26 protein-coding genes are annotated in these 21,609 nt (G+C 65.9%); 15 read left to right on the plus strand and 11 right to left on the minus strand.

From position 1 onward, the window contains the following. Positions 1–39: 39 nt before the first annotated feature. The 10 genes from KUV62_RS06045 to KUV62_RS06090 all read right to left on the minus strand — a co-directional run bounded on the left by KUV62_RS06045 (position 40) and on the right by KUV62_RS06090 (position 10,568). Positions 40–429, minus strand: a complete 390-nt coding sequence (locus KUV62_RS06045; protein ID WP_222602772.1) for an MAPEG family protein — start codon at positions 427–429, stop codon at positions 40–42. 2 nt (positions 430–431) lie between these two features. Next, on the minus strand, positions 432–824 hold the full coding sequence (locus tag KUV62_RS06050) for an MAPEG family protein (RefSeq protein ID WP_222602773.1): 393 nt from the start codon (positions 822–824) through the stop codon (positions 432–434). 2 nt (positions 825–826) lie between these two features. Then, a complete protein-coding gene (locus tag KUV62_RS06055; protein ID WP_222602774.1) occupies positions 827–1,063 on the minus strand; it encodes a hypothetical protein in 237 nt (78 codons plus the stop codon). A 208-nt stretch (positions 1,064–1,271) separates the two neighbouring features. Next, a complete protein-coding gene (gene odhB / locus KUV62_RS06060; RefSeq protein ID WP_222602775.1) occupies positions 1,272–2,804 on the minus strand; it encodes a 2-oxoglutarate dehydrogenase complex dihydrolipoyllysine-residue succinyltransferase in 1,533 nt (510 codons plus the stop codon). Positions 2,805–2,808: 4 nt separating this feature from the next. Next, positions 2,809–5,781, minus strand: coding sequence for a 2-oxoglutarate dehydrogenase E1 component (locus KUV62_RS06065; RefSeq protein WP_222602776.1), 2,973 nt, complete (start codon positions 5,779–5,781; stop codon positions 2,809–2,811). A 195-nt stretch (positions 5,782–5,976) separates the two neighbouring features. Then, positions 5,977–6,861 carry a succinate--CoA ligase subunit alpha gene (gene sucD / locus KUV62_RS06070; protein ID WP_222602777.1) on the minus strand — a complete coding sequence of 295 codons (885 nt, stop codon included), beginning with the start codon at positions 6,859–6,861 and terminating at the stop codon, positions 5,977–5,979. A gap of 145 nt (positions 6,862–7,006) precedes the next feature. Beyond that, a complete protein-coding gene (locus KUV62_RS06075; RefSeq protein WP_222602778.1) occupies positions 7,007–7,357 on the minus strand; it encodes a hypothetical protein in 351 nt (116 codons plus the stop codon). A gap of 87 nt (positions 7,358–7,444) precedes the next feature. After that, the gene (sucC, locus tag KUV62_RS06080; RefSeq protein WP_222602779.1) at positions 7,445–8,638 is read right to left on the minus strand and encodes an ADP-forming succinate--CoA ligase subunit beta; all 1,194 of its coding nucleotides are present in this window, start codon (positions 8,636–8,638) and stop codon (positions 7,445–7,447) included. 380 nt (positions 8,639–9,018) lie between these two features. Further along, positions 9,019–9,981, minus strand: a complete 963-nt coding sequence (gene mdh, locus KUV62_RS06085; protein ID WP_222602780.1) for a malate dehydrogenase — start codon at positions 9,979–9,981, stop codon at positions 9,019–9,021. A 275-nt stretch (positions 9,982–10,256) separates the two neighbouring features. Continuing rightward, complete coding sequence (locus KUV62_RS06090) at positions 10,257–10,568, minus strand: hypothetical protein (protein WP_222602781.1); 312 nt, start codon at positions 10,566–10,568, stop codon at positions 10,257–10,259. 257 nt (positions 10,569–10,825) lie between these two features. On the opposite strand from KUV62_RS06090, the gene KUV62_RS06095 reads away from it, so the two are divergent. The 12 genes from KUV62_RS06095 to KUV62_RS06150 all read left to right on the plus strand — a co-directional run bounded on the left by KUV62_RS06095 (position 10,826) and on the right by KUV62_RS06150 (position 18,691). Next, positions 10,826–11,677, plus strand: coding sequence for an HpcH/HpaI aldolase/citrate lyase family protein (locus KUV62_RS06095; RefSeq protein WP_222602782.1), 852 nt, complete (start codon positions 10,826–10,828; stop codon positions 11,675–11,677). A gap of 42 nt (positions 11,678–11,719) precedes the next feature. Then, positions 11,720–12,265, plus strand: a complete 546-nt coding sequence (locus tag KUV62_RS06100) for an NnrU family protein (RefSeq protein WP_222602783.1) — start codon at positions 11,720–11,722, stop codon at positions 12,263–12,265. 16 nt (positions 12,266–12,281) lie between these two features. Next, positions 12,282–12,485, plus strand: coding sequence for a DUF1737 domain-containing protein (locus KUV62_RS06105; protein WP_222602784.1), 204 nt, complete (start codon positions 12,282–12,284; stop codon positions 12,483–12,485). Further along, entirely contained in the window at positions 12,485–13,516 is a 1,032-nt protein-coding gene (locus KUV62_RS06110; protein WP_222602785.1) for a MaoC family dehydratase, read from the plus strand. The genes KUV62_RS06105 and KUV62_RS06110 overlap by 1 nt, the downstream gene beginning before the upstream one ends. A gap of 101 nt (positions 13,517–13,617) precedes the next feature. Next, positions 13,618–13,821: a hypothetical protein gene (locus KUV62_RS06115; RefSeq protein ID WP_222602981.1), complete on the plus strand. Its 204-nt coding sequence runs from the start codon at positions 13,618–13,620 to the stop codon at positions 13,819–13,821. A gap of 230 nt (positions 13,822–14,051) precedes the next feature. Then, positions 14,052–14,447, plus strand: coding sequence for a succinate dehydrogenase, cytochrome b556 subunit (sdhC, locus tag KUV62_RS06120; protein WP_222602786.1), 396 nt, complete (start codon positions 14,052–14,054; stop codon positions 14,445–14,447). A gap of 14 nt (positions 14,448–14,461) precedes the next feature. After that, the gene (locus KUV62_RS06125) at positions 14,462–14,833 is read left to right on the plus strand and encodes a succinate dehydrogenase, hydrophobic membrane anchor protein (RefSeq protein ID WP_222602787.1); all 372 of its coding nucleotides are present in this window, start codon (positions 14,462–14,464) and stop codon (positions 14,831–14,833) included. An 18-nt stretch (positions 14,834–14,851) separates the two neighbouring features. Beyond that, complete coding sequence (gene sdhA, locus KUV62_RS06130) at positions 14,852–16,657, plus strand: succinate dehydrogenase flavoprotein subunit (protein WP_222602788.1); 1,806 nt, start codon at positions 14,852–14,854, stop codon at positions 16,655–16,657. A gap of 80 nt (positions 16,658–16,737) precedes the next feature. Next, positions 16,738–17,100: a hypothetical protein gene (locus tag KUV62_RS06135; RefSeq protein ID WP_222602789.1), complete on the plus strand. Its 363-nt coding sequence runs from the start codon at positions 16,738–16,740 to the stop codon at positions 17,098–17,100. After that, positions 17,088–17,441: a hypothetical protein gene (locus tag KUV62_RS06140; protein ID WP_222602790.1), complete on the plus strand. Its 354-nt coding sequence runs from the start codon at positions 17,088–17,090 to the stop codon at positions 17,439–17,441. The genes KUV62_RS06135 and KUV62_RS06140 overlap by 13 nt, the downstream gene beginning before the upstream one ends. A 10-nt stretch (positions 17,442–17,451) precedes the next feature. Continuing rightward, a complete protein-coding gene (locus KUV62_RS06145) occupies positions 17,452–17,772 on the plus strand; it encodes a hypothetical protein (RefSeq protein WP_222602791.1) in 321 nt (106 codons plus the stop codon). Positions 17,773–17,911: 139 nt separating this feature from the next. Continuing rightward, positions 17,912–18,691, plus strand: coding sequence for a succinate dehydrogenase iron-sulfur subunit (locus tag KUV62_RS06150; RefSeq protein WP_222602792.1), 780 nt, complete (start codon positions 17,912–17,914; stop codon positions 18,689–18,691). A gap of 67 nt (positions 18,692–18,758) precedes the next feature. On the opposite strand, the gene KUV62_RS06155 is transcribed toward KUV62_RS06150, so the two are convergent. Continuing rightward, positions 18,759–19,535, minus strand: coding sequence for a transglutaminase-like domain-containing protein (locus KUV62_RS06155; protein ID WP_222602793.1), 777 nt, complete (start codon positions 19,533–19,535; stop codon positions 18,759–18,761). Between the two features lie 282 nt (positions 19,536–19,817). Here KUV62_RS06155 and KUV62_RS06160 point away from each other — a divergent pair, with 282 nt between their 5' ends. The 3 genes from KUV62_RS06160 (at position 19,818) to KUV62_RS06170 (ending at position 21,578) form a co-directional block, all read left to right on the plus strand. Next, on the plus strand, positions 19,818–19,976 hold the full coding sequence (locus KUV62_RS06160; RefSeq protein WP_222602794.1) for a hypothetical protein: 159 nt from the start codon (positions 19,818–19,820) through the stop codon (positions 19,974–19,976). Between the two features lie 70 nt (positions 19,977–20,046). Beyond that, positions 20,047–20,244, plus strand: coding sequence for a hypothetical protein (locus tag KUV62_RS06165; RefSeq protein ID WP_222602795.1), 198 nt, complete (start codon positions 20,047–20,049; stop codon positions 20,242–20,244). A gap of 197 nt (positions 20,245–20,441) precedes the next feature. Beyond that, the gene (locus KUV62_RS06170; RefSeq protein WP_222602796.1) at positions 20,442–21,578 is read left to right on the plus strand and encodes an ABC transporter substrate-binding protein; all 1,137 of its coding nucleotides are present in this window, start codon (positions 20,442–20,444) and stop codon (positions 21,576–21,578) included. The last annotated feature ends 31 nt before the right edge of the window (positions 21,579–21,609 follow it).

The following is a 21,609-nucleotide window of genomic DNA, read 5'->3' on the forward strand; positions in this document are numbered from 1 at the left end:
GCATTCACCCCGGGATATTTCAGGCCAGAAGAAGCCTCATCAGAAGAGTGCCGCCACGAGCATGACGGCGGTCGCGAAGAGCCCCACGGCCCAGATCAGCGAGCGCCAGGGCGTCCAGCCGAGCAGGTAGGCGGGGATGTAGAGCAGGCGGGCGCCGAGATAGGCCAGCGCGCAGAGCACGGTGAGGGCCGAGGTCTTGTCGGCATAGGTGACGGCGGCGACCGCGATGGTGAAGAGGATGAGCCCTTCGAAATGGTTGTTCATGGCGCGCTGGGCGCGGCCGGCGCGGCCCTTGAGCTGGCGCGACTCGTCGCGCGGGGAGGCGGCATATTTGCGGCCGACCTGGCGCTGGGCCAGCACCGAGAAGATCGCCATCTGGACGATCTGCAGCAGCGCGGCGAGGGTGAGGGCGGTGAGCTCGGGGGTCATGGTCAGAAGACGCTCGCGAGGATCATGACGAAGCAGGCGAGGAAGCCCGCCATGAAGATCACCGAGCGCCACGGCACCCAGCCGAAGGCATAGGCCGGCAGGTAGAGGGCGCGGGCGGCGACGTAGACCCATGCGGCGAGGCCGGTGATCCAGCCATTGCTACCGGTGAACTCGACCAGCACCACCGCGGTGACAAAGAGGCCGATATTCTCGGTGTGGTTGGCCAGCGCCCGGCGCAGGCGCTTGGTGTGCTCGGAGAGGCGGCTGTCGAGCCCTTCGCGGGTGCCGGTATTGCCGTCATGGCCGATATCGGCCTCGAGCGCGCGCTGCGACCAGAGCACCGCGGCGAGCTGGATGAAGGCGGTGGCGGCGAGGGCGGCAAGTTCGGGGCTCATGCTCAAGCGGTCCTCAGGACATGAGAGGCGGCGGGGCCGTGGCCGAGCGCGGAGGTCTTCTCCAGCCAGCTCTTGGCCTTGGGCAGGTCGTTGACGGAAAACAGCAGCCATTGGCCGGTGCCGCTCTCCTCGGTCCAGCGCTGCAGCAGGGTGAGCCCCGCGTTGGCGCGGTTCTCGGCATCGCTGTCGAACTGGGCTTCGTCGAAGCCGGGGAAGTGAAGAAGTAGCTGCGTGGCCATGCTCAGGTCTCCGTTGGTCGAGTGATCTTGTACGGACTCTTGAAGCTAGCGCGGCGGCAGATGCCGGCGAGGCATCGGGGGCGGAGGCAGCGGCGGCCGGGGCCGGCGGCCGCATCGGGGACCTGATCGATCTGGTCGCGGGGCTGCGCGGCATGAACCTTCTCCGACAGGAGATCCCGGGCGGGACGGGCCCGCCCGGGGATCGGGATCAGAGATCCATCAGCAGGCGGCGCGGATCCTCGAGCGCTTCCTTGACGCGGACGAGGAAGGTCACGGCGCCCTTGCCGTCGACGATGCGGTGATCATAGCTCAGCGCGAGATACATCATCGGGCGGATCTTGATCTCGCCGTTGATGACCATCGGGCGGTCCTGGATCTTGTGCATGCCGAGGATGCCCGACTGCGGCGGGTTGAGGATCGGCGAGGACATCAGCGAGCCGTAGACACCCCCGTTGGAGATGGTGAAGGTGCCGCCCTGCATCTCGGCCATCGAGAGCTTGCCGTCACGGGCGCGCTTGCCCTTCTCGGCGATCTCGAGCTCGATCTCGGCAAAGGACTTGCTGTCGACATCGCGCAGCACCGGCACCACGAGGCCCTGCGGGGTGCCCGCGGCGATGCCCATGTGCACGAAGTTCTTGTAGACCACCTCGTTGCCGTCGATCTCGGCGTTGACCTCGGGGACCTCTTTCAGCGCGTGCACGCAGGCCTTGGTGAAGAAGGACATGAAGCCGAGACGGGCGCCGTGCTTCTTCTCGAACAGGTCCTTGTACTGCTTCCGCAGCGCCATCACCTCGGTCATGTCCACCTCGTTGTAGGTGGTGAGCATGGCGGCGGTGTTCTGCGCGTCCTTGAGGCGGCGCGCGATGGTCTGGCGCAGGCGGGTCATCTTGACGCGCTCTTCGCGGGCGGCGTCCTCGGCCGGGGAGGGCGCGCGCTGCGCCTGCGCCGGAGCGGCGGACTGGGCCGGAGCCGACTTGGCGGCGGCGATCGCGGCCGAGACGTCTTCCTTCATCACGCGGCCATCCTTGCCGGTGCCCTTGACGTTTTTCGGGTCGAGGCCGGCTTCGGCCATCGCCTTCTTGGCCGAGGGCGCGTCCTCGACATCGCCGCGGCCAGAGGTGGTGGGCTCGGCTGCGGAAGCGGAGCTCGGGGCCGGGGCCTCGACCGCGCCCTTGGCAGCGCCGCCGGCGCCGCCGGACATCACCGCGAGCTTGCCGCCGGCTTCCACCGTGGCGCCTTCCTCGGCGAGGATCTCGGTGAGCGTGCCGGAGGCCGGGGCGGGCACCTCGACGGAGACCTTGTCGGTCTCGAGCTCGCAGAGCATCTCGTCCTGCTCGACGCTGTCACCGACCTTCTTGAACCAGGTCGAGACGGTGGCCTCGGAGACCGACTCGCCCAGGGTCGGGACCATCACGTCGACCGGGGCGGCATCGCCGGAGGCCGGCGCGGCTTCGGGTTTGGCAGCGGAGGGGCGCGGCTCGACCTCGGTGGAGCCGGCCTCGCCCGCCGGGGCGATGTTGGCGAGAAGGGCATCGACGCCGACGGTGTCGCCTTCGTTGGCGACGATGTCCTCGAGCGTGCCGGCCACCGGCGAGGGGACCTCGACGGTCACCTTGTCGGTTTCCAGCTCGCAGAGCATCTCGTCCACGTCAACGCTGTCGCCAGGCTTCTTGAACCAGGTGGCCACCGTTGCCTCGGTCACGGATTCCCCGAGCGTGGGGACGCGCACTTCGGTCGTCATAGTCTCAATTCCCTTCGATGGTCAGCGCCTCGTTCACGAGCGCTTCTTGTTGTGCCTTGTGCTGGCTGGCCAGACCCGTGGCGGGCGAGGCCGAGGTGGCGCGGCCCACATAGACCGGCCGCTTGTGGGTGGCGTCGATGCGCCCCAGCACCCATTCGATGTTGGGCTCGATGAAGGTCCAGGCGCCCTGGTTCTTCGGCTCTTCCTGGCACCAGATCATCTCGGCGCCCTTGAAGCGCTCCAGCTCCTTCACCAGGCTGAGCGCCGGGAAGGGATAGAACTGCTCGATGCGCAGGATGTAGACATCGTCGAGGCCACGGGCATCGCGCTCTTCCAGCAGGTCGTAGTAGACCTTGCCCGAGCACATCACGACGCGCTTGATCTCCGCATCGGGCTTCAGCTGGGTGTCCGAATGGCCCTTCTCGGCATCGTCCCAGAGCACCCGGTGGAAGCTCGAGCCGGTGACGAAATCCTCGGCATTCGAGACCGCCAGCTTGTGACGCAGAAGCGATTTCGGCGTCATCATGATCAGCGGCTTGCGGTAGCTGCGGTGCAGCTGGCGGCGCAGGATGTGGAAGTAGTTGGCCGGGGTCGAGCAGTTGGCGACGATCCAGTTGTCCTGGCCGCACATCTGCAGGAAGCGCTCGAGGCGGGCCGAGCTGTGCTCGGGGCCCTGGCCCTCGAAGCCGTGCGGCAGCAGGCAGACGAGGCCCGACATGCGCAGCCACTTGGATTCACCCGACGACACGAACTGGTCGAACATGATCTGCGCGCCGTTGGCGAAATCGCCGAACTGGGCTTCCCAGAGCACCAGCGCGTTGGGTTCGGCCAGCGAGTAGCCATACTCGAAGCCGCAGACCGCGTATTCCGACAGCGCCGAGTCGATCACCTCGTAGCGGGCCTGACCCTCGCGGATGTTGTTGAGCGGGTAGTAGCGCTCTTCGTCATCCTGGTTGATCAGGCCGGAATGGCGCTGCGAGAAGGTGCCGCGGGTGCTGTCCTGACCGGACAGGCGGACCGGGTAGCCCTCGGTGAGCAGCGAGCCGAAGGCGAGGCTTTCGGCGGTCGCCCAGTCGAAGCCCTCGCCGCTCTCGAACATCTTCTTGCGATGGTCGAGGAAGCGGCCGACGGTCTTGTGTAGCGGGAAGCCCTCGGGAACCGTGGTCAGGCCGGTGCCGATTTCCTGCATGGTCTCGGGTTTGATGGCGGTCTCGCCGCGCTGGTAGTTGCCCTCTTTCTGCTTGTCGAGATGCGACCAGCGTCCATCGAGCCAGTCGGCCTTGTTGGGCTTGAAGGTCTTTCCGGCCTCGAACTCCTCGTTGAGATGGGCCTGGAAGGCGGCCTTCATGTCCTCGATCTCGCCCTCGGGGATCAGGCCGTCCTTGACCAGCCGCTCGGTGTAGAGCGTCAGCGTGGTCTTCTGCTTCTTGATCTGCTTGTACATCACCGGGTTGGTGAACATGGGCTCGTCGCCCTCGTTGTGACCGAACCGGCGGTAGCAGAACATGTCGATGACCACGTCCTTGCCGAACTTCTGGCGGAACTCGGTGGCCACCTTGGCGGCGTGCACCACGGCTTCCGGGTCATCGCCGTTGACGTGGAAGATCGGCGCCTCGACCACCAGAGCGTTGTCGGTGGGGTAGGGCGAGGAGCGCGAGAAGTGCGGCGCGGTGGTGAAGCCGATCTGGTTGTTCACCACGATGTGGATGGTGCCGCCGGTGCGGTGACCGCGCAGGCCTGAGAGCGCAAAGCACTCGGCCACAACACCCTGGCCAGCGAAGGCCGCGTCGCCGTGCAGTAGAACCGGCAGAACCTGGGTGCGCTCGACATCGCCGAGCTGGTCCTGCTTGGCGCGGACCTTGCCCAGAACCACCGGGTTCACCGCCTCGAGGTGCGAGGGGTTTGCGGTCAGCGACAGGTGCACCTTGTTGCCGTCGAACTCGCGGTCCGAGGAGGCGCCGAGGTGGTATTTCACGTCGCCCGACCCGTCGACATCCTCGGGCTTGAAGCTGCCGCCCTGGAATTCGTTGAAGATCGCGCGGTAGGGCTTGTTCATCACGTTGGCCAGCACCGAGAGGCGGCCACGGTGCGGCATGCCGACCACGACTTCCTGGATGCCGAGGTTGCCGCCGCGCTTGATGATCTGCTCCATCGCCGGGATCAGGCTTTCGCCGCCGTCGAGGCCGAAGCGCTTGGTGCCCATGTACTTGACGTGCAGGAACTTCTCGAAGCCCTCCGCCTCGACCATCTTGTTGAGGATGGCGCGGCGCCCTTCACGGGTGAACTTCACTTCCTTGCCGTAGCCCTCGATGCGCTCCTTCAGCCAGGAGGATTGCTCGGGGTCGGAGATGTGCATGTATTGCAGCGCGAAGGTGCCGCAATAGGTGCGCTTGAGCACGCCCATGATCTCGCGGAGCGAGGCGATCTGCAGGCCCAGCACGTTGTCGATGAAGATCGGCCGGTCCATGTCGGCCTCGGTGAAGCCGTAGGCCTTGGGGTCGAGCTCGGGATGCGGCTCGCGGCCATGCAGGCCCAGCGGATCGAGATCGGCGGCGAGGTGGCCGCGGATCCGGTGTGCGCGGATGATCATCAGCGCGCGGATCGAGTCGAGCACGGCGCGCTTGACCTGATCGTCGGTCAGGCTGACGCCCTTAGACGAGGCCTTCTCGGCGATCTTCTTGCCGGCGCCCTTGGCTTCGGCGGGGACCATCGGCATCGGCCATTCGCCGGTCAGCGCGGCGGTGATGTCGTCATCCGGGGTCGGCGGCCAGTCGGCACGGTGCCAGGAGGCGCCCTGGGCCTCGGCCTTCACGCTGGTCTCGTCATCGCCCAGGGCGCTGAAGAACTCCGCCCAGGCGGCATCCACCGCGCCGGGGTCGTTGGCGTAGCGGGCGTACATCTGTTCGAGGTACTCCGCGTTCGCACCCTGCATGAAGCTGGAGGCGTGGAACTGGTCGTTGGGACTTTGATCCGTCATCGCGCGTCTTCCTTTCTGACCGATCGCTGTAGCAGCAGGAAAGAGGCCGGACCGTCCGGCGCCTGTCGTGATGCTCAGCCAATCTGCTTGGCTTTTCAATGGCGCGTCCCGGGCAATACCCGGACCACGCGATGCTGATGACCGACATTTGTGCCGGTCGCCCCGAGCGCAAGCCCGGGGCGCGAAGATATTACCTCAGGCTTCCATCGCCTTGACGACGGCTTCGCCGAGGGTGGCGGGGCTGTCCGCGACCACGATGCCGGCCGACTTCATGGCCTCGATCTTGGACTCGGCGTCGCCCTTGCCACCGGCGACGATGGCGCCGGCGTGGCCCATGCGGCGGCCCGGAGGGGCGGTGCGGCCTGCGATGAAGCCAGCGGTCGGCTTCCAGCGGCCTTTCTTCTTCTGCTCCTTGAGGAACTCGGCGGCTTCCTCTTCGGCCGAGCCACCGATCTCACCGATCATGATGATGGATTCGGTTTCCGGATCGTCGAGGAACATGTCGAGCACGTCGATGTGTTCGGTGCCCTTGATCGGGTCGCCACCGATGCCCACGGCCGAGGACTGGCCGAGGCCGAGATCGGTGGTCTGCTTGACCGCCTCGTAGGTCAGGGTGCCGGAGCGCGACACCACGCCGACCTTGCCACGCTTGTGGATGTGGCCCGGCATGATGCCGATCTTGCAGGCGTCGGGGGTGATGACACCGGGGCAGTTCGGGCCGATCAGGCGCGACTTGCTGTCGATCAGGGCGCGCTTCACCTTCATCATGTCGAGGACCGGGATGCCCTCGGTGATGCAGATGATCAGCTCGACCTCGGCGTCGATCGCCTCGAGGATGGAGTCGGCGGCGAAGGGCGGCGGCACGTAGATCACCGAGGCGTTGGCCTCGGTCTTGTGCACGGCTTCGTGGACCGAGTTGAAGACCGGCAGGCCGAGGTGCTCCTGGCCGCCTTTGCCGGGGGTCACGCCGCCGACCATCTTGGTGCCGTAGGCGATGGCCTGCTCGGAGTGGAAGGTGCCCTGCGAGCCGGTGAAGCCCTGACAGATGACTTTGGTGTTTTCGTCGACGAGGACTGCCATTGGTGGCGTTCTCCTTATTGGGCCGCGTGCGCGCGGCGCATGTTTTGAGACGGCGCCGCGAGACGCGGGCCGATGACACGACAAGACAGCGCGCAGCCCTTGGGCGCGCACTGTCCGGAATGCTCAGACGTGAGAAGGTGAGGCGTTACTGCCCGTCGTGCCCCGCGACCTCGTCCAGCACCCGCGCCAGCAGGAGCGCAACGCCCCCGAGGATCAGCGAGCGACCGAGCGAGTCCGTCACGTTGGTGGGCGCGAAGGCCTGCACCCCGTCCCGGCCGCGCTGCGCCGCACGGCGCAAACGGCTGCGACGCGGACCGTCGCCCATGCGATTGGGCGGCGGCACGTGTCCGAGGCGAGGCTTGGCAATCAACAGCGCCGCGCCGATCGCCAGCAGACCGCCGGCATAGGCCACCGGCATCAGCCGGTCGCGACTGGCGGGAAGCGCCTTGTTGGACAGGGTGGGCAGGTTGGTGCGGCCGGGCAGCTTGATCGACATGACGGGACTCTCCTTTCGGGAGGCAACCCGCCAGGCCCGCGGAGTGTTCCGCGAAAAGCGTGATATGCTGCATCGACCGCATCAGGCTCAGCCCTTGACCGCCTTCACGATCTTCTCGGCACCGTCGGACAGGTTGTCGGCGGCGATCACGTCGAGACCGGACTCGTTGATGATCTTCTTGCCGAGCTCCACGTTGGTGCCCTCGAGGCGCACCACCAGCGGAACCTGCAGGCCGACTTCCTTCACCGCGGCGATCACGCCCTCGGCGATGACGTCGCAGCGCATGATGCCGCCGAAGATGTTTACGAGGATGCCTTTGACGTTCTCGTCCGAGGTGATGATCTTGAACGCCTCGGTCACCTTCTCCTTGGTCGCGCCGCCACCCACGTCGAGGAAGTTGGCCGGCTCGCCGCCGTAGAGCTTGATGATGTCCATGGTCGCCATGGCCAGGCCCGCGCCGTTCACCATGCAGCCGATCTCGCCGTCGAGCGCGATGTAGTTCAGGTCGTGCTGCGAGGCCGCGAGTTCCTTCGGGTCTTCCTCGGTCTCGTCGCGCAGGCCGACGATGTCGGGGTGACGGTAGAGCGCGTTGGAGTCGAAGCCCGCCTTGCAGTCGAGGCACTTGATCTCACCGGAGGTGGTCAGGATCAGCGGGTTGATCTCCAGCATCTCCATGTCCTTCTCGGTGAACATCCGGTAGAGGTTGCCGAGCAGGTTCGAGCACTGGCGCACGGCCTTGCCTTCGAGGCCGAGGGCAAAGGCGACGCGGCGGCCGTGGAAGCCCTGGTAGCCGACCGCCGGGTCGATCGAGAAGGAGAGGATCTTCTCGGGGGTCGAGGCTGCGACCTCCTCGATGTCCATGCCGCCCTCGGTCGAGCAGACGATCGAGATCCGCGAGGTGACGCGGTCGACCAGCAGCGCGAGGTAGAATTCGGAGGTGATGTCCGAGCCGTCCTCGATGTAGATGCGGTTGACCTGCTTGCCTGCCGGGCCGGTCTGGTGGGTCACCAGCGTGTGGCCGAGCATCCGGTTGGCTTCGTCGGCGGCTTCTTCCACCGACTTGGCGAGGCGGACACCGCCCTTTTCACCAGCTTCGTGTTCCTTGAAGGAGCCCTTGCCGCGACCACCTGCGTGGATCTGCGCCTTCACGACCCAGAGCGGGCCGTCGAGCTCGCCTGCGGCGGTCTTGGCGTCGTTGGCCGTCAGCACGATACGGCCGTCGGAGACCGGGCAGCCATAGTCGCGCAGAAGCGCCTTCGCCTGATATTCATGGATGTTCATGAAAGAATCTTCCCGTCTTGCTGCGATTTCCCCGCCGGTATAGCCATGCATGGCAGCGCGCGTTAATCGAAATATTGCCCGACCCCTCGAATTGCGAGCAATTTCTGCCCTTTGTGATCACACGATTTGAGCCTGTGATCACAAACGCGGGCGCTCTGCGTGCCATGTTAGCGCTTGCTCAAGGAATCATCGGGATTCGGTCGCTTCGTGTGGTCGGGGCGCGCCGCGCTTGCAGCCGCGTGGCGCTTGGACACGACGCATCGCGCCGCGGCGACGGCGGGGATGGACGGTCGGAACTGGTCGGGAGGGGAGGGGCGGAGCGCTCGATTGCGTCAGTCCGCGGGGGTGCCGGGGCGCTGTGGCGCGCCCCGGCGAAAGGCTCAGGCGAGCGAGCCGTCGATGCCCTTGCAGGCCTCGACGAGGCCCTTCACGGCGTTGACCGAGGTGTCGAACATCTCCTGCTCTTCCTTGTTGAGCTTGATGTTCATGATCTTCTCGACACCGCCGGCGCCGATCACGGTGGGCACGCCGACATACATGTCGGAGACACCAAGGTCACCGTCGCAATAGGCAGCGCAGGGCAGGACGCGCTTCTGGTCCTTGAGATAGGCTTCCGCCATCTCGATGGCGCTGGTCGCGGGCGCGTAGAAGGCCGAGCCGGTCTTCAGCAGGCCGACAATCTCGGCGCCGCCGTCACGGGTGCGCTGCACGATGGCGTCGAGCTTCTCCTGCGTGGTCCAGCCCATCTCGACGAGGTCCGGCAGCGGAACGCCGGCAACGGTCGAGTAGCGCACCGAGGGCACCATGGTGTCGCCGTGGCCGCCGAGCACGAAGGCGGTCACGTCCTTCATGGAGACGTTGAACTCGGTCGCGAGGAAGTGGCGGAAGCGCGCGCTGTCGAGCACGCCGGCCATGCCGCAGACCTTGTTCGCGGGCAGGCCCGAGAATTTCTGCAGCGCCCAGACCATCGCGTCGAGCGGGTTGGTGATGCAGATCACGAAGGCGTCGGGCGCGTTGTCGCGGATGCCTTCGCCGACCGACTTCATCACCTTGAGGTTGATGCCCAGCAGGTCATCGCGGCTCATGCCCGGCTTGCGCGGCACGCCGGCGGTCACGATGCAGACGTCGGCGCCGGCGATGTCGGCGTAGTCCTGGGTGCCCTTCAGCGTGGCGTCGAAGCCTTCCGAGGGGCCCGACTCGGCGATGTCGAGCGCCTTGCCCTCGGGGGTGCCTTCGGCGATGTCGAAGAGAACGACGTCACCCAGTTCCTTGAGGGCTGCGAGGTGGGCGAGGGTGCCGCCGATCTGTCCCGCGCCGATCAGGGCGATCTTGGGTCTGGCCATGGATCTGTCTCCGCTCCATTTGTGAATTCCGACGTTTGCGTAAGGGTTTGGCCCGCCACGCGCAAGAGTGCTGCACGGCAGCATCGGTCGCGCGCGCCCGCGAAGAGGCGCGATTGATGGCGCTAAAGACAAGAAAATCGAAGGGTTAGAGCGGCCCCGCAGAGATGCGTGCAATGCGGGTTTTCAGCCGCCGAGCCGCGAAAACGGGCCGCTTTGCCGCGACTTCGCGCAGGTCTGGTCGATTCTTGCGCCACCTGCCGGCTCCGCGTTTCGGATTATGCGTCGCTGTCGGTGGAGGGCAGGGGCTCCGACAAGGTCTCGTAGGATTGACCGCTCGCGAGCAGGCAGGTGAGCCCCGCGCCGGAGGTGATGGTGATGGTCCAGCTGCCGGTCTCGTCGGAGGCGAAAACCTCGATCAGCGCGTTGTCGCCGTTGAGGCCGATGCCCTGCCGGGTTTCGCCGTAAGTGTCGGCGAGCTTGCGCAGAACCGTGTCGCGCGGGGCGCAGGCCGGGTTCTGCGCCTGTAGCATCTGCGGCGCGATCATCGTGCCGAAGGCCATCGTGGCCATTGCCGTCATCACTCTCATTGCCTTGCCCTTCCGAATGCGGATCCTGCCCCTCCGAAGCGCGGCCGCACCCCTGCCGGCGCCGCCTGTCCCCTGCGGAAAAGGCTGACCCGCATTGCTCAAGGAAAGGTTAATGAAGCGGCGAAGGCCAAGGGCAGGCCTTTGCGGCACCAAGGTCGTGCTGCCTTTTTCTGCGTTGCGGCGCAAAGGCTCTTGCACTTTTCGCAATTTCCTGACCATTTTCGCGCAACTTTATTTCTTCGTGGAGGAGGAGACTCATGGACCTCACGATGCGTCCCTACCGTTCGGTGCTCTATATTCCGGGCTCCAAGGACCGCGCCCTCGACAAGGCGCGCACCCTGTCCGTCGATGCCATCATCTTCGATCTCGAAGACGCGGTATCGCCGGGCGAGAAGGAGGCCGCGCGCGAGACGCTGGCGCAGGCACTGCGTCAGGGCGGCTACGGCAAGCGCACCAAGATCGTCCGCATCAACGGGCTCGACACCCACTGGGGGCGCGAGGATGCGGCGGCGGCCAACGACATGGATTGCGACGCGGTGCTGCTTCCCAAGGTCGAGAGCCCCGAGCAGCTCGACGCGCTGGCCAAGCTCACCGACAAGCCGCTCTGGGCGATGATGGAGACCCCGCGCGGCATCCTCAACGCCGCCGCCATAGGCGCGCATGAGCAGCTCTGGGGCATGGTGATGGGCACCAACGATCTCGCCAAGGAGCTCAACTCGCGCTTCCGGCCCGACCGGCTGGCGATGCAGACCTCGCTCGGCATGTGCCTGCTGGCGGCCAAGGCCACCGGCTGCGTCATCGTCGACGGCGTCTACAATGCGTTCAAGGATGACGAGGGGCTGAAGGCCGAGTGCGATCAGGGCCGCGACATGGGCTTCGACGGCAAGACGCTGATCCACCCGGCACAGGTCGAGGTGACCAATGCCGCCTTCGCGCCCACCGAGGCCGAGATCGATCTCGCCCGCCGCCAGATCGAGGCCTTCGAGGAGGCCGAGAAACAGGGGCAGGGGGTCGCGGTGGTCGATGGCAAGATCGTCGAGAACCTGCACGTGGCGACGGCGCAGACGTTGCTTGCCAAGGCGGAGGCCATTGCTGCTCTGGCAGAATGATCGCAGGGTGGCCGGAAAGAGACCCGACCCAAGGAGACACCCATGGTCCTGCTCATTCTCGGCGTTGCGCTCTGGTGGGGCGCACACCTGTTCAAACGGCTGGCTCCGGCGCAGCGCGCCGCCATGGGCGACAAGGGCAAGGGCCCGGTCGCGCTGGCGCTGCTGGCCTCGGTGCTGCTGATGATCTTCGGCTACCGCATGGCCGACGGCGCGTTTTTCTGGGGCCGTTACCCGGCCACGGTGGGCATCAACAACCTGCTGATGATCGCCGCGCTCTACCTGACCTCGCCCGGCCCCAAGAAGGGCGCGCTGTTCTACAAGATGCGCCACCCGATGCTCGCGGGCTTCCTGCTCTGGACCATCGCGCACCTGCTGGTGAACGGCGACGTGCCGTCCTTCGTGCTGTTCGGCGGGCTCGGCCTCTGGGCCATCGTCGAGATGATGGTGATCAACCGCGCCGAGCCGGACTGGATTCCGCCGGCGAAGGGCAGCATCGGCAAGGACGCGATGTTCCTCGCGATCAGCGTTGTCCTGCTCTTCGTGATCGGCTTCATCCACACCTGGCTCGGCTATCCGACCTTCGGTTAATGAACTGGAAAGACATATGAAACTTTACCGCTTCCTCTCCGAGGACGACACCTCGGCCTTCTGTCACAAGGTCACCGCGGCGCTCAACAAGGGCTGGGAACTGCACGGAGATCCGACCTATGCCTTCGACGCCGCCAACGGCGTGATGCGCTGCGGACAGGCGGTCACCAAGGAGGTCGAGGGCACCTACACCCCCGACACCAAGCTGGGAGAGCAGTGATGGCCAAAACCAATCCGGGACGGTTCTTCGAGGATTACAGCGTCGGACAGGTGATCGAGCACGCGGTGCCGCGCACCATCTCGGGCGGCGAGCGGGCGCTCTACCACGCGCTCTACCCGGCCCGGCACGCGCTCTATAGCTCCGACGCATTCGCGCAGGCCTGCGGGCTGCCGGCCTCGCCGATCGACGATCTGGCGGCGTTTCACGTGGTATTCGGCAAGACCGTTCCGGATGTCTCGCTCAACGCGGTGGCCAATCTGGGCTATGCCGAGGGGCGCTGGCTGAAGCCGGTCTATGCCGGTGACACGCTGCGCTCGTCCTCGGAGGTGATCGGGCTCAAGCAGAACTCGAACGGCAAGACCGGCGTGGTCTATGTGCGCACCACCGGCAAGAACCAGCGCGGCGAGACCGTGATGGACTATTGCCGCTGGGTGATGGTGCGGAAGAACGATCTCGACGCGCCGGCGCCCGAGACGGTGCTGCCGGAGCTGAAGAAAGTGCTGGCGCCCGAGGATCTCGTGATCCCGGGGGGGCTGAGCTTCGAGGGCTACGATTTCACGCTGGCCGGCGAGCCGCATCGCTGGGGCGATTACGAGATCGGCGAGACCATCGACCATGTCGACGGCGTCACCATCGAGGAGGCCGAGCACATGATGGCGACGCGCCTTTGGCAGAACACCGCCAAGGTGCATTTCGATGCCACCTTCCGCCCCGATGGCCAGCGCCTGATCTATGGCGGGCACGTGATCTCGATGGCCCGCGCGCTGAGCTTCAACGGGCTGGCCAACGCGCAGATGATCGTCGGTCTCAATGGTGGTGCCCATGCCAACCCGTGCTTCTCGGGCGATACCGTGAAGGCGTGGTCCGAGGTGCTCGATAAGGCCGAGACCGATGCGCCGGGCGTTGGCGCGATCCGGCTTCGACTGGTGGCCACCAAGGGCGGAGCCCCGTTCGAGCTTCGCGGCGAGGATGGCAAATACAAGCCGGAGGTGCTGCTCGATCTCGACTACTGGGCCTTGATGCCGCAATAAGTCGCAGGCGTGTCGTAACCTTTTGTTTCCGGAATTGTTTCCTCTCCGCTAAGCTCAACCTTGCGGGGAGGAGATTCGGATTGTGCCAGGAGGAAACGACCATGGCAGCAAGACCCTTGCCGCACGGAACCAAGGATGTGCTCGACTTGCCCCCGAGCGAAATTCCCAATGCCATCAGCCGCCTGACCAAGGATCGGAAACTCAGCGGCCTGGTGTCGCGCATCCATCGTGACCTGCAGTCCCACGACCCGGCCCGCCGGAGCCAGGGGGCGCTCGCGCTCAAGCGCCTGGGCTTCCCCGAGTAACATTCGACGCGCCGGGCCAGCCTTGCCGACAGAATCAAAATGCTGCGCCTGCATCGCCTTGTGCGATGTTAGCGCACAATATGTGATCACACTTTTTAAGGTGTGATCACAGATCACGTGGATTTTTCATCAAAGCGATCAAAAAACGCGCCTGCTGCACGTGCACTCTGGTGACAGAGGTGCGAAAAACCCGTTAGAACGCCCTCACAAGGGAACCGAAAGGACTAGCCATGGCCGAAGCTAAACGGATCGAGCGCCCGCTCTCCCCCTTCATGTTCGTACAGTATTATCGCTTGCAGCTCACCGCGGTGACCTCGGTGATGATCCGGATCACCGGGAACGCCCTGATGGTGGCGACCCTGCTCGTGGTCTGGTGGCTGCTCGCGCTCGCCGCAGGGCCGGAAGCCTTCGAGACCGCCGAGTGGTGGATCACCTCGTGGGTCGGCAACCTAGTGATGTTCGGATCGCTCTGGGCGGTCTGGTATCACTACCTCGGCGGCCTGCGTCACCTGATCTTCGACGCCGGCAAGGGTCTCGAGATCGAGACCGCCGAAAAGCTCGGCTGGGCCTGCGTTTACGGATCGGTCGTCCTGACCATCCTCACCGTCATCATCTACTGGATCTGAGGGAGGCACGACCGATGCGTTACCTGACCGACCGCAAGCGCGCCGTAGGCAAGGGTTCGGCCCATGCCGGTGCCGAACATCACTGGTTCATGATCGTCAGCTCGGTTGCGCTGGCCTTCATGCTGCCGACCTGGCTGATCGTCTTCGGCCGCGCGCTGGGCTCCGGCTACGACGCCGCGCTGGCCACCATGTCGCGCCCGTTCCCGGCCATCCTGACCGCGCTGGTCCTGATCGTGGGCATGGTCCACTTCCAGAAGGGCGCGCGCACGATGATCGAAGATTACACCGGCGGCACCACCCGCAAGCTGCTGATCATGGCCTTTGCCGGCTTCGCCTACCTGATGATCGCCTGCGGGATCTTCGCGCTCGTCAAGATCGCGCTCTGAGACAGGAAGACCAGAAAAATGGCTGCATACGAATACGAGACGCATAATTATGACGTCGTGGTCGTCGGGGCCGGCGGCGCCGGCCTGCGCGCCACGCTCGGCATGGCGGAACAGGGTCTGCGCACCGCCTGCGTGACCAAGGTGTTCCCGACCCGCTCCCACACCGTCGCCGCACAGGGCGGCATCGCCGCGTCGCTGTCCAACATGGGCCCCGACAACTGGCAATGGCACATGTACGACACCGTCAAGGGCTCGGACTGGCTCGGCGATACCGACGCGATGGAATACCTCGCGCGCTCGGCTCCCGCCGCGGTCTACGAGCTCGAGCATTACGGCGTGCCGTTCTCGCGCACCGAGGAAGGCAAGATCTACCAGCGCCCGTTCGGCGGCCACACCACCGAGTTCGGTGAAGGCCCGCCGGTGCAGCGCACCTGCGCCGCCGCCGACCGGACCGGCCACGCCATCCTGCACACGCTCTACGGCCAGTCGCTGAAGAACAACGCAGAGTTCTACATCGAGTATTTCGCCATCGACCTCATCATGAGCGACGACGGCGTCTGCCAGGGCGTGGTCTGCTGGAAGCTCGACGACGGCACCTTCCACGTGTTCAACGCCAAGATGGTCGTGCTCGCCACCGGCGGCTATGGCCGGGCCTACTTCTCCGCCACCTCGGCCCACACCTGCACCGGCGATGGCGGCGGCATGGTGGCCCGTGCGGGCCTGGCTCTGCAGGACATGGAGTTCGTGCAGTTCCACCCGACCGGCATCTACGGCTCGGGCTGCCTGATCACCGAGGGCGCCCGCGGCGAAGGCGGCTACCTGACCAACTCGGAAGGCGAGCGCTTCATGGAGCGCTATGCCCCCACCTACAAGGACCTTGCGCCGCGCGACTACGTCTCGCGCTCGATGACCATGGAGATCCGCGAAGGCCGCGGTGTGGGCGAGCATGGCGACCACATCCACCTGAACCTCTCGCACCTGCCGGCGGAAGCGCTGGCCGAGCGGCTGCCGGGCATTTCGGAATCGGCGAAGATCTTCGCCGGTGTCGACGTCACCAAGGAGCCGATCCCGGTCCTGCCGACGGTGCACTACAACATGGGCGGCATCCCGACCAACTACTGGGGCGAGGTGCTGAACCCGACCGCCGAGGATCCCAACGCCGTGGTTCCGGGCCTGATGGCCGTGGGCGAAGCGGGCTGTGCCTCGGTGCACGGCGCCAACCGTCTCGGCTCCAACTCGCTGATCGACCTCGTGGTCTTCGGCCGCGCCGCCGCGATCCGCGCCGGCGAGGTGGTTGACCGCGCCGCGCCGATCCACGCGCTGAACCAGCCGTCGGTGGACAAGGCCTTCGATCGTTTCGACGGGCTGCGTTACGCCGAAGGCGCGACACCGACCGCCGAGCTGCGCCTCGAGATGCAGCGCACCATGCAGGCCGACGCGGCGGTGTTCCGCACCGACAAGACCCTCAAGGAAGGCGTCGAGAAGATGACCGCGATCGCCGGCAAGATGGGCGACCTCAAGGTTTCGGACCGTTCGCTGGTTTGGAACTCGGATCTGATGGAGACCCTCGAGCTGACCAACCTGATGCCCAACGCGCTCGCCACCATCGTGGGCGCCGAGGCACGTAAGGAAAGCCGCGGGGCCCACGCCCACGAGGACTACCCCGAGCGCGACGACGAGAACTGGCGTGTCCACACGATCAGCCGCGTCGAGGATGCCTCGGTGACGCTCAGCCACCGTCCGGTCATCGTCGATCCGCTGACCACCGAGGACAAGGGCGGCATCAGCCTCGCCAAGATCGCGCCGAAAGCCCGCACCTTCTGATGCGAGCGGCCTGCGCCCTCCTGCTGCTGCTGCCGCTCGCCGCGTGCGGGCCCCAGACGGCCGATCCTGTGACGAAATGCATGTTCCAGGTGAAGCCGGAAGGGTCCTACGAGTATGGCAGCGGCGCCTACCCGGTGGTGACACCGGGGCAGGGCGGGACGCAGGCCGGCGCCGACGCGATCAATGCCTGCGTGGCGGCGCGCCGTGACGGGGCGCCGGCCCCGGCGACCCCGGCGCCGCAGAGCGCTGCCGCGCTGCCGCAATCCACGACCGAGCGCTACGCCGAAGATGGCACCACGGTGCGCAGCTATACCTACGGCACCCCGCCGGCATCGAAGACTCCGGCCACGCCGGTCGCGGTGACGCGGGGATCCTACGAGAGCGCCGGCTGTCCGGCGGGGGTGAACGGCCTGTACCGGGGGACGCTGCTATGCCGCGACTGAGCCTGACCCTCCTTACGGGGCTTCTGCTCGCCGGGTGCGCCGGTGAAGAATACCCTCGCGATCCCGGCCGCGAGCTGCTGCCGCGGGCACTGACCTTCAAAGAGCAGGTGGCCGCCAACGCGGTGGCGCCGATCCTCGCCCGCAAGGCGCCGTCCGTGCCGACCGAGACCGCCGTCGGCTGCACCATCGCCTACGCCCGCCAGGGCCAGATCGATGCGCTGGCGGAGAATTCCGCGCTCGGTCAGCCCGAGCTCAACGATGATATCGTGACCGACATCCTCTTCGCCCAGGGCACCCGCGAATGCATGAGCGACAACCTCATCGACCGCGTGCTGTTCTAGGAGACCCGACTTGCGCAAGACCCTTCTCCTTACGCTGCTGCTCGCCGCCTGCTCGACCCAGAGCCAGGATGCGATCGCACGCGGTGCGGCGCGCTCGACGGTGACCAAGATCGTGGTCGATCGCTTCCCCGGGGCGCCGGTCGAGCCGGTGCTCGACTGCGTCATCGACAATGCTAGCGCGACGCAGATCTACGCGCTCGCCGCCGACACCATCGGCGGGCCGACCGAGAGCTCGATCCAGATCGTCGCCGACGTGGTGCAGAAGCCCGAGACCATCACCTGCCTGAGCACGACGGGGCTCGCCGCGGTTCTGTCCGGGGCAGGGGCGTGACGATGGGGATCGTTGCGCACAACAGCATGTTACCACTGGCGCGTTTCGCGCCGACCCGAAATTTTGTATGGTCCGGTAAGTCGTCCGGGCCGGACCTTGCCAACCCATAGACTCACCGAAAGGAAAGCAGAGGCTCGCCATGGTTCAGTTCACGCTTCCGAAGAACTCCCGCATCCGTACCGGCAAGACCTGGCCGAAACCGGATGGCGCGACGAACGTGCGCGCGTTCAAGATCTATCGCTGGGATCCCGATACCGGTGAGAACCCCCGCGTCGACACCTACTATCTCGACATGGACAAGTGCGGCCCGATGGTTCTGGACGCGCTCATCAAGATCAAGAACGAGGTCGACCCGACCCTGACCTTCCGCCGCTCCTGCCGCGAAGGCATCTGCGGCTCCTGCGCCATGAACATCGACGGCATCAACACGCTGGCCTGTATCTACGGTCTCGACGAGATCACCGGCGACGTGAAGATCTACCCGCTGCCGCACATGCCGGTGGTCAAGGACCTGATCCCCGACCTGACGCATTTCTACGCCCAGCACGCGTCGATCATGCCGTGGCTCGAGACCAAGACCAACCGCCCCGAGAAGGAGTGGAAGCAGTCCATCGAGGACCGCAAGAAGCTCGACGGTCTCTACGAGTGCGTGATGTGCGCCTCGTGCTCGACCTCCTGCCCGAGCTACTGGTGGAACTCCGACCGCTATCTCGGACCGGCAGCGCTGCTGCACGCCTACCGCTGGATCATCGACAGCCGCGACGAGGCCACCGGCGAGCGTCTGGATGCGCTCGAGGACCCGTTCAAGCTCTATCGCTGCCACACCATCATGAACTGCACCAAGACCTGCCCGAAGGGTCTGAACCCGGCGAAATCCATCGCCGAGATCAAGAAGATGCTGCTGAACCGGCACGTCTGAGCGCAGCTCGATCGCAAGACAGTAACGCCGCTCCCCTCGGGGGCGGCGTTTTCCGTTACTGGGGCGATTATGCGCGGGCGACGGAAACGCTCTGCGAGTGCAACGTGGCGGGGGCCTGGCTTTCCATGAAGGCGATGTCATAGGCATCGCGGCCGACGGCGATCAGCGCGAGGCTGTCGGCCCGGCACATGCCGGTGGCATCGACGAGGTGCCAGCCATCTTCGAGCCAGACCTGCGCCACGGCGTGGAAATCCTGCGGCGTGACATCGGGCCCGTAGGCCGAGCCCGCCCGCGCGGGGATCTGCGCCGCCCGCACCATGGCGCAGAACAGGTGCACGTAGTCGCGGCAGACGCCCTGCCGCCCGGCAAAGGTCTCGAGCACGTTGGTGTCGGAATCCGAACTGCCGGGCACGTAGGAGAGTTCGGCCTCGATCCAGTCGCGGATCGCCGCCACCTTTCGTCCGCCGGAAAGATGGCCGAAGCGCTTCTCAACGAAGGCGACGAACTTGTCCGACTGGCAGTAGCGCGAAGGCCGGATGAAGGGCGCGGCCTCGGCGGGCAGGAGATGCAGCGGCAGCGCCGCGCGCCCGTCAAGCGAGGGCGCGCCGCGGGTGATCTCGACCAGCGCACGGTAGCGCAGGCGCATCTCCTCGCCGGGGATCTGCGCCCAGATCCGTTCGCCCACGCCGCAATCGCCCTCGATGCGGTTGATCGTGGCATCGCCGAGATCGAGGCTGTCGCTGAGAATAGTCTGGCCCTCGGTCCGCGCCGCCTCGAGCACCAGAGCCACGGTGTTGGGCTCGGTGAAGCTATAGTGCATCTCTACGTCGATCGAAACGCGCATCGGGCTCGTCCTTTCCTTGGCTGTGTCGTGCGGCGGGTCTTGAGGGGAGGGCGCGGCGGCTCTGCCTGCCACGCTATAGCAACGAGGCGCTCCCTGTCCGGATTCGGATTGCGATGCAACCGGAAGGAGCGGCGCCGGTGCAATCATCGCGCCGCCCTCGCGTAAACATGCATCCAGTGCATTTCGCACTTGCAGCAAACGGGGGTGTGCTGCGCTGCAGCAAGGGCTATCTAGGGCGTGTAAGGGGAGGAAAGACGGACACGACACCGAAAGGCCAACCCGATGCAAGAGCAGACCCAACAACAGATCGACGCCGCCGAGGCCCTCGCCATCCTCGAGCAGGCCTATGCCTACTACCAGCCGGAGCCGGTTCTGGTGCACGACGCGGATCGCGTCGTCGATGAAGAGCCCGGCACCTGCGTCTATTACCAGGCCGCCTGAGGGCTGGCCTGCCGGGAAGGCAGAGCTAGAATTCCCTCATGGTTTCTGAACTCCCCGAACGAGGCCCACGGTGATTTTCGCTGTTGGCCTCGTTGTCGCATTCATCATCCTGCTGCTCTTCAACATGAAGAACCGCGACCGGAGGCTGTGCCGGTGGCGCGAGTACCGGCAGGGTGAAACCAGCCAGTGGCGCTGCATCCATTGCGGCGCGACCACGGATGGCACTCCCGGCGAGGCGCCGAAGCTCTGCTTCCGGGAGCGCGGCTGAGACGCGCTGGACCACCCGCGCAGCCTTTCATTTCCCTGTTCCGAGCGTTCGATCCGCTTGATCGCGCAATCCGGCGGCCCCTTGGGCGGCACCGGGAGCTCGCGCATGGACATCCCCGGTTTTTCCGTTAACCCTTGCCCGCAACGCCGGGCGCAAGATCCGGCAGGGGATAAGGGAAGAGAACAGGGAGTTCCGGAATGTCCATGAAAACGCTTCTCGCCGCGGCGAGCCTCGTGGCGATGGCCGCCAGCGCGCAGGCCGAGGTCAAGATCGGTATGATCACCACCCTCTCGGGCGGCGGCGCCAGCCTCGGCATCGACACCCGCGACGGCTTCATGCTGGCGATGGAGGCCGCGGGCCGCGACGACATCGAGGTGATCATCGAGGATGACCAGCGCAAGCCCGACGTGGCGGTGCAGCTGGCCGACAAGATGATCCAGTCCGAAAAGGTCGACATCCTGACCGGCATCGTCTGGTCGAACCTCGCGATGGCGGTGGTGCCGGCGGCGACGGCGCAGGGCAAATTCTACCTCTCGACCAATGCCGCGCCCGCGATGCTGGCGGGCAAGGGCTGCCACCCCAACTACTTCTCGGTCTCCTACCAGAACGACAACCTGCACGAGGCCGCCGGCGCCTATGCCAAGTCGGAAGGCTATACCAAGCCCTTCATCATGGCGCCCAACTACCCGGCGGGTCAGGACAGCCTGAACGGCTTCAAGCGCTTCTACGGCGGTGAGCTGGCAGGCGAGGTCTATACCAAGCTCGGCCAGACCGACTATGCCGCCGAGATCGCCCAGATCCGCGCCTCGGGCGCCGACAGCATCTTCTTCTTCCTGCCCGGCGGCATGGGGATCTCGTTCCTCAAGCAATATGCCGACAGCGGCGTCGAGCTGCCGGTGATGGGCCCGGCCTTCTCCTTCGATCAGGCCATCCTGCAGGCGGTGGGCGAGGCCGCGATGGGCGTCAAGAACGGCTCCAACTGGTCCAAGGATCTCGACAACGCGGCCAACGCCGCCTTCGTCTCGGGCTTCGAGAAGAAATACGGCCGCCTGCCGTCGCTCTACGCCTCCTACGGCTACGACACCGCGAACCTGCTGCTCTCGGCCCTCGAGACCGCCGAGCCCTCCGATGCCGAGGCCTTCCGCGCGGCGCTGAAGGCGGCTGACTTCGACAGCGTGCGCGGCAAGTTCAGCTTTGATACCAACCAGCACCCGATCCAGGATATCTACATCCGCGAGGTCATCAAGGAGGGCGAGGTCTACACCAACAAGATCGTCGCCACCGCCATCGAAGACCGCTCCTCGGCCTATGTCGACGAGTGCTCGATGAACTGATCCTGCGGGGGCCCGCGACGTCGGGCCCCTG

This window comes from Salipiger bermudensis, from assembly GCF_019801965.1.
In the GTDB taxonomy this organism is placed as follows: Bacteria; Pseudomonadota; Alphaproteobacteria; order Rhodobacterales; family Rhodobacteraceae; genus Salipiger; species Salipiger bermudensis_A.

Excerpts from the sequence above, each read along its gene's own strand:
- KUV62_RS06045 (WP_222602772.1), bottom strand. The coding sequence starts at position 429 with ATGACCCCCGAGCTCACCGCCCTCACCCTCGCCGCGCTGCTGCAGATC.
- KUV62_RS06050 (WP_222602773.1), bottom strand. The coding sequence starts at position 824 with ATGAGCCCCGAACTTGCCGCCCTCGCCGCCACCGCCTTCATCCAGCTC.
- KUV62_RS06055 (WP_222602774.1), bottom strand. The coding sequence starts at position 1,063 with ATGGCCACGCAGCTACTTCTTCACTTCCCCGGCTTCGACGAAGCCCAG.
- odhB (WP_222602775.1), bottom strand. The coding sequence starts at position 2,804 with ATGACGACCGAAGTGCGCGTCCCCACGCTCGGGGAATCCGTGACCGAG.
- KUV62_RS06065 (WP_222602776.1), bottom strand. The coding sequence starts at position 5,781 with ATGACGGATCAAAGTCCCAACGACCAGTTCCACGCCTCCAGCTTCATG.
- sucD (WP_222602777.1), bottom strand. The coding sequence starts at position 6,861 with ATGGCAGTCCTCGTCGACGAAAACACCAAAGTCATCTGTCAGGGCTTC.
- KUV62_RS06075 (WP_222602778.1), bottom strand. The coding sequence starts at position 7,357 with ATGTCGATCAAGCTGCCCGGCCGCACCAACCTGCCCACCCTGTCCAAC.
- sucC (WP_222602779.1), bottom strand. The coding sequence starts at position 8,638 with ATGAACATCCATGAATATCAGGCGAAGGCGCTTCTGCGCGACTATGGC.
- mdh (WP_222602780.1), bottom strand. The coding sequence starts at position 9,981 with ATGGCCAGACCCAAGATCGCCCTGATCGGCGCGGGACAGATCGGCGGC.
- KUV62_RS06090 (WP_222602781.1), bottom strand. The coding sequence starts at position 10,568 with ATGAGAGTGATGACGGCAATGGCCACGATGGCCTTCGGCACGATGATC.
- KUV62_RS06095 (WP_222602782.1), top strand. The coding sequence starts at position 10,826 with ATGGACCTCACGATGCGTCCCTACCGTTCGGTGCTCTATATTCCGGGC.
- KUV62_RS06100 (WP_222602783.1), top strand. The coding sequence starts at position 11,720 with ATGGTCCTGCTCATTCTCGGCGTTGCGCTCTGGTGGGGCGCACACCTG.
- KUV62_RS06105 (WP_222602784.1), top strand. The coding sequence starts at position 12,282 with ATGAAACTTTACCGCTTCCTCTCCGAGGACGACACCTCGGCCTTCTGT.
- KUV62_RS06110 (WP_222602785.1), top strand. The coding sequence starts at position 12,485 with ATGGCCAAAACCAATCCGGGACGGTTCTTCGAGGATTACAGCGTCGGA.
- KUV62_RS06115 (WP_222602981.1), top strand. The coding sequence starts at position 13,618 with ATGGCAGCAAGACCCTTGCCGCACGGAACCAAGGATGTGCTCGACTTG.
- sdhC (WP_222602786.1), top strand. The coding sequence starts at position 14,052 with ATGGCCGAAGCTAAACGGATCGAGCGCCCGCTCTCCCCCTTCATGTTC.
- KUV62_RS06125 (WP_222602787.1), top strand. The coding sequence starts at position 14,462 with ATGCGTTACCTGACCGACCGCAAGCGCGCCGTAGGCAAGGGTTCGGCC.
- sdhA (WP_222602788.1), top strand. The coding sequence starts at position 14,852 with ATGGCTGCATACGAATACGAGACGCATAATTATGACGTCGTGGTCGTC.
- KUV62_RS06135 (WP_222602789.1), top strand. The coding sequence starts at position 16,738 with ATGTTCCAGGTGAAGCCGGAAGGGTCCTACGAGTATGGCAGCGGCGCC.
- KUV62_RS06140 (WP_222602790.1), top strand. The coding sequence starts at position 17,088 with ATGCCGCGACTGAGCCTGACCCTCCTTACGGGGCTTCTGCTCGCCGGG.
- KUV62_RS06150 (WP_222602792.1), top strand. The coding sequence starts at position 17,912 with ATGGTTCAGTTCACGCTTCCGAAGAACTCCCGCATCCGTACCGGCAAG.
- KUV62_RS06155 (WP_222602793.1), bottom strand. The coding sequence starts at position 19,535 with ATGCGCGTTTCGATCGACGTAGAGATGCACTATAGCTTCACCGAGCCC.
- KUV62_RS06160 (WP_222602794.1), top strand. The coding sequence starts at position 19,818 with ATGCAAGAGCAGACCCAACAACAGATCGACGCCGCCGAGGCCCTCGCC.
- KUV62_RS06170 (WP_222602796.1), top strand. The coding sequence starts at position 20,442 with ATGTCCATGAAAACGCTTCTCGCCGCGGCGAGCCTCGTGGCGATGGCC.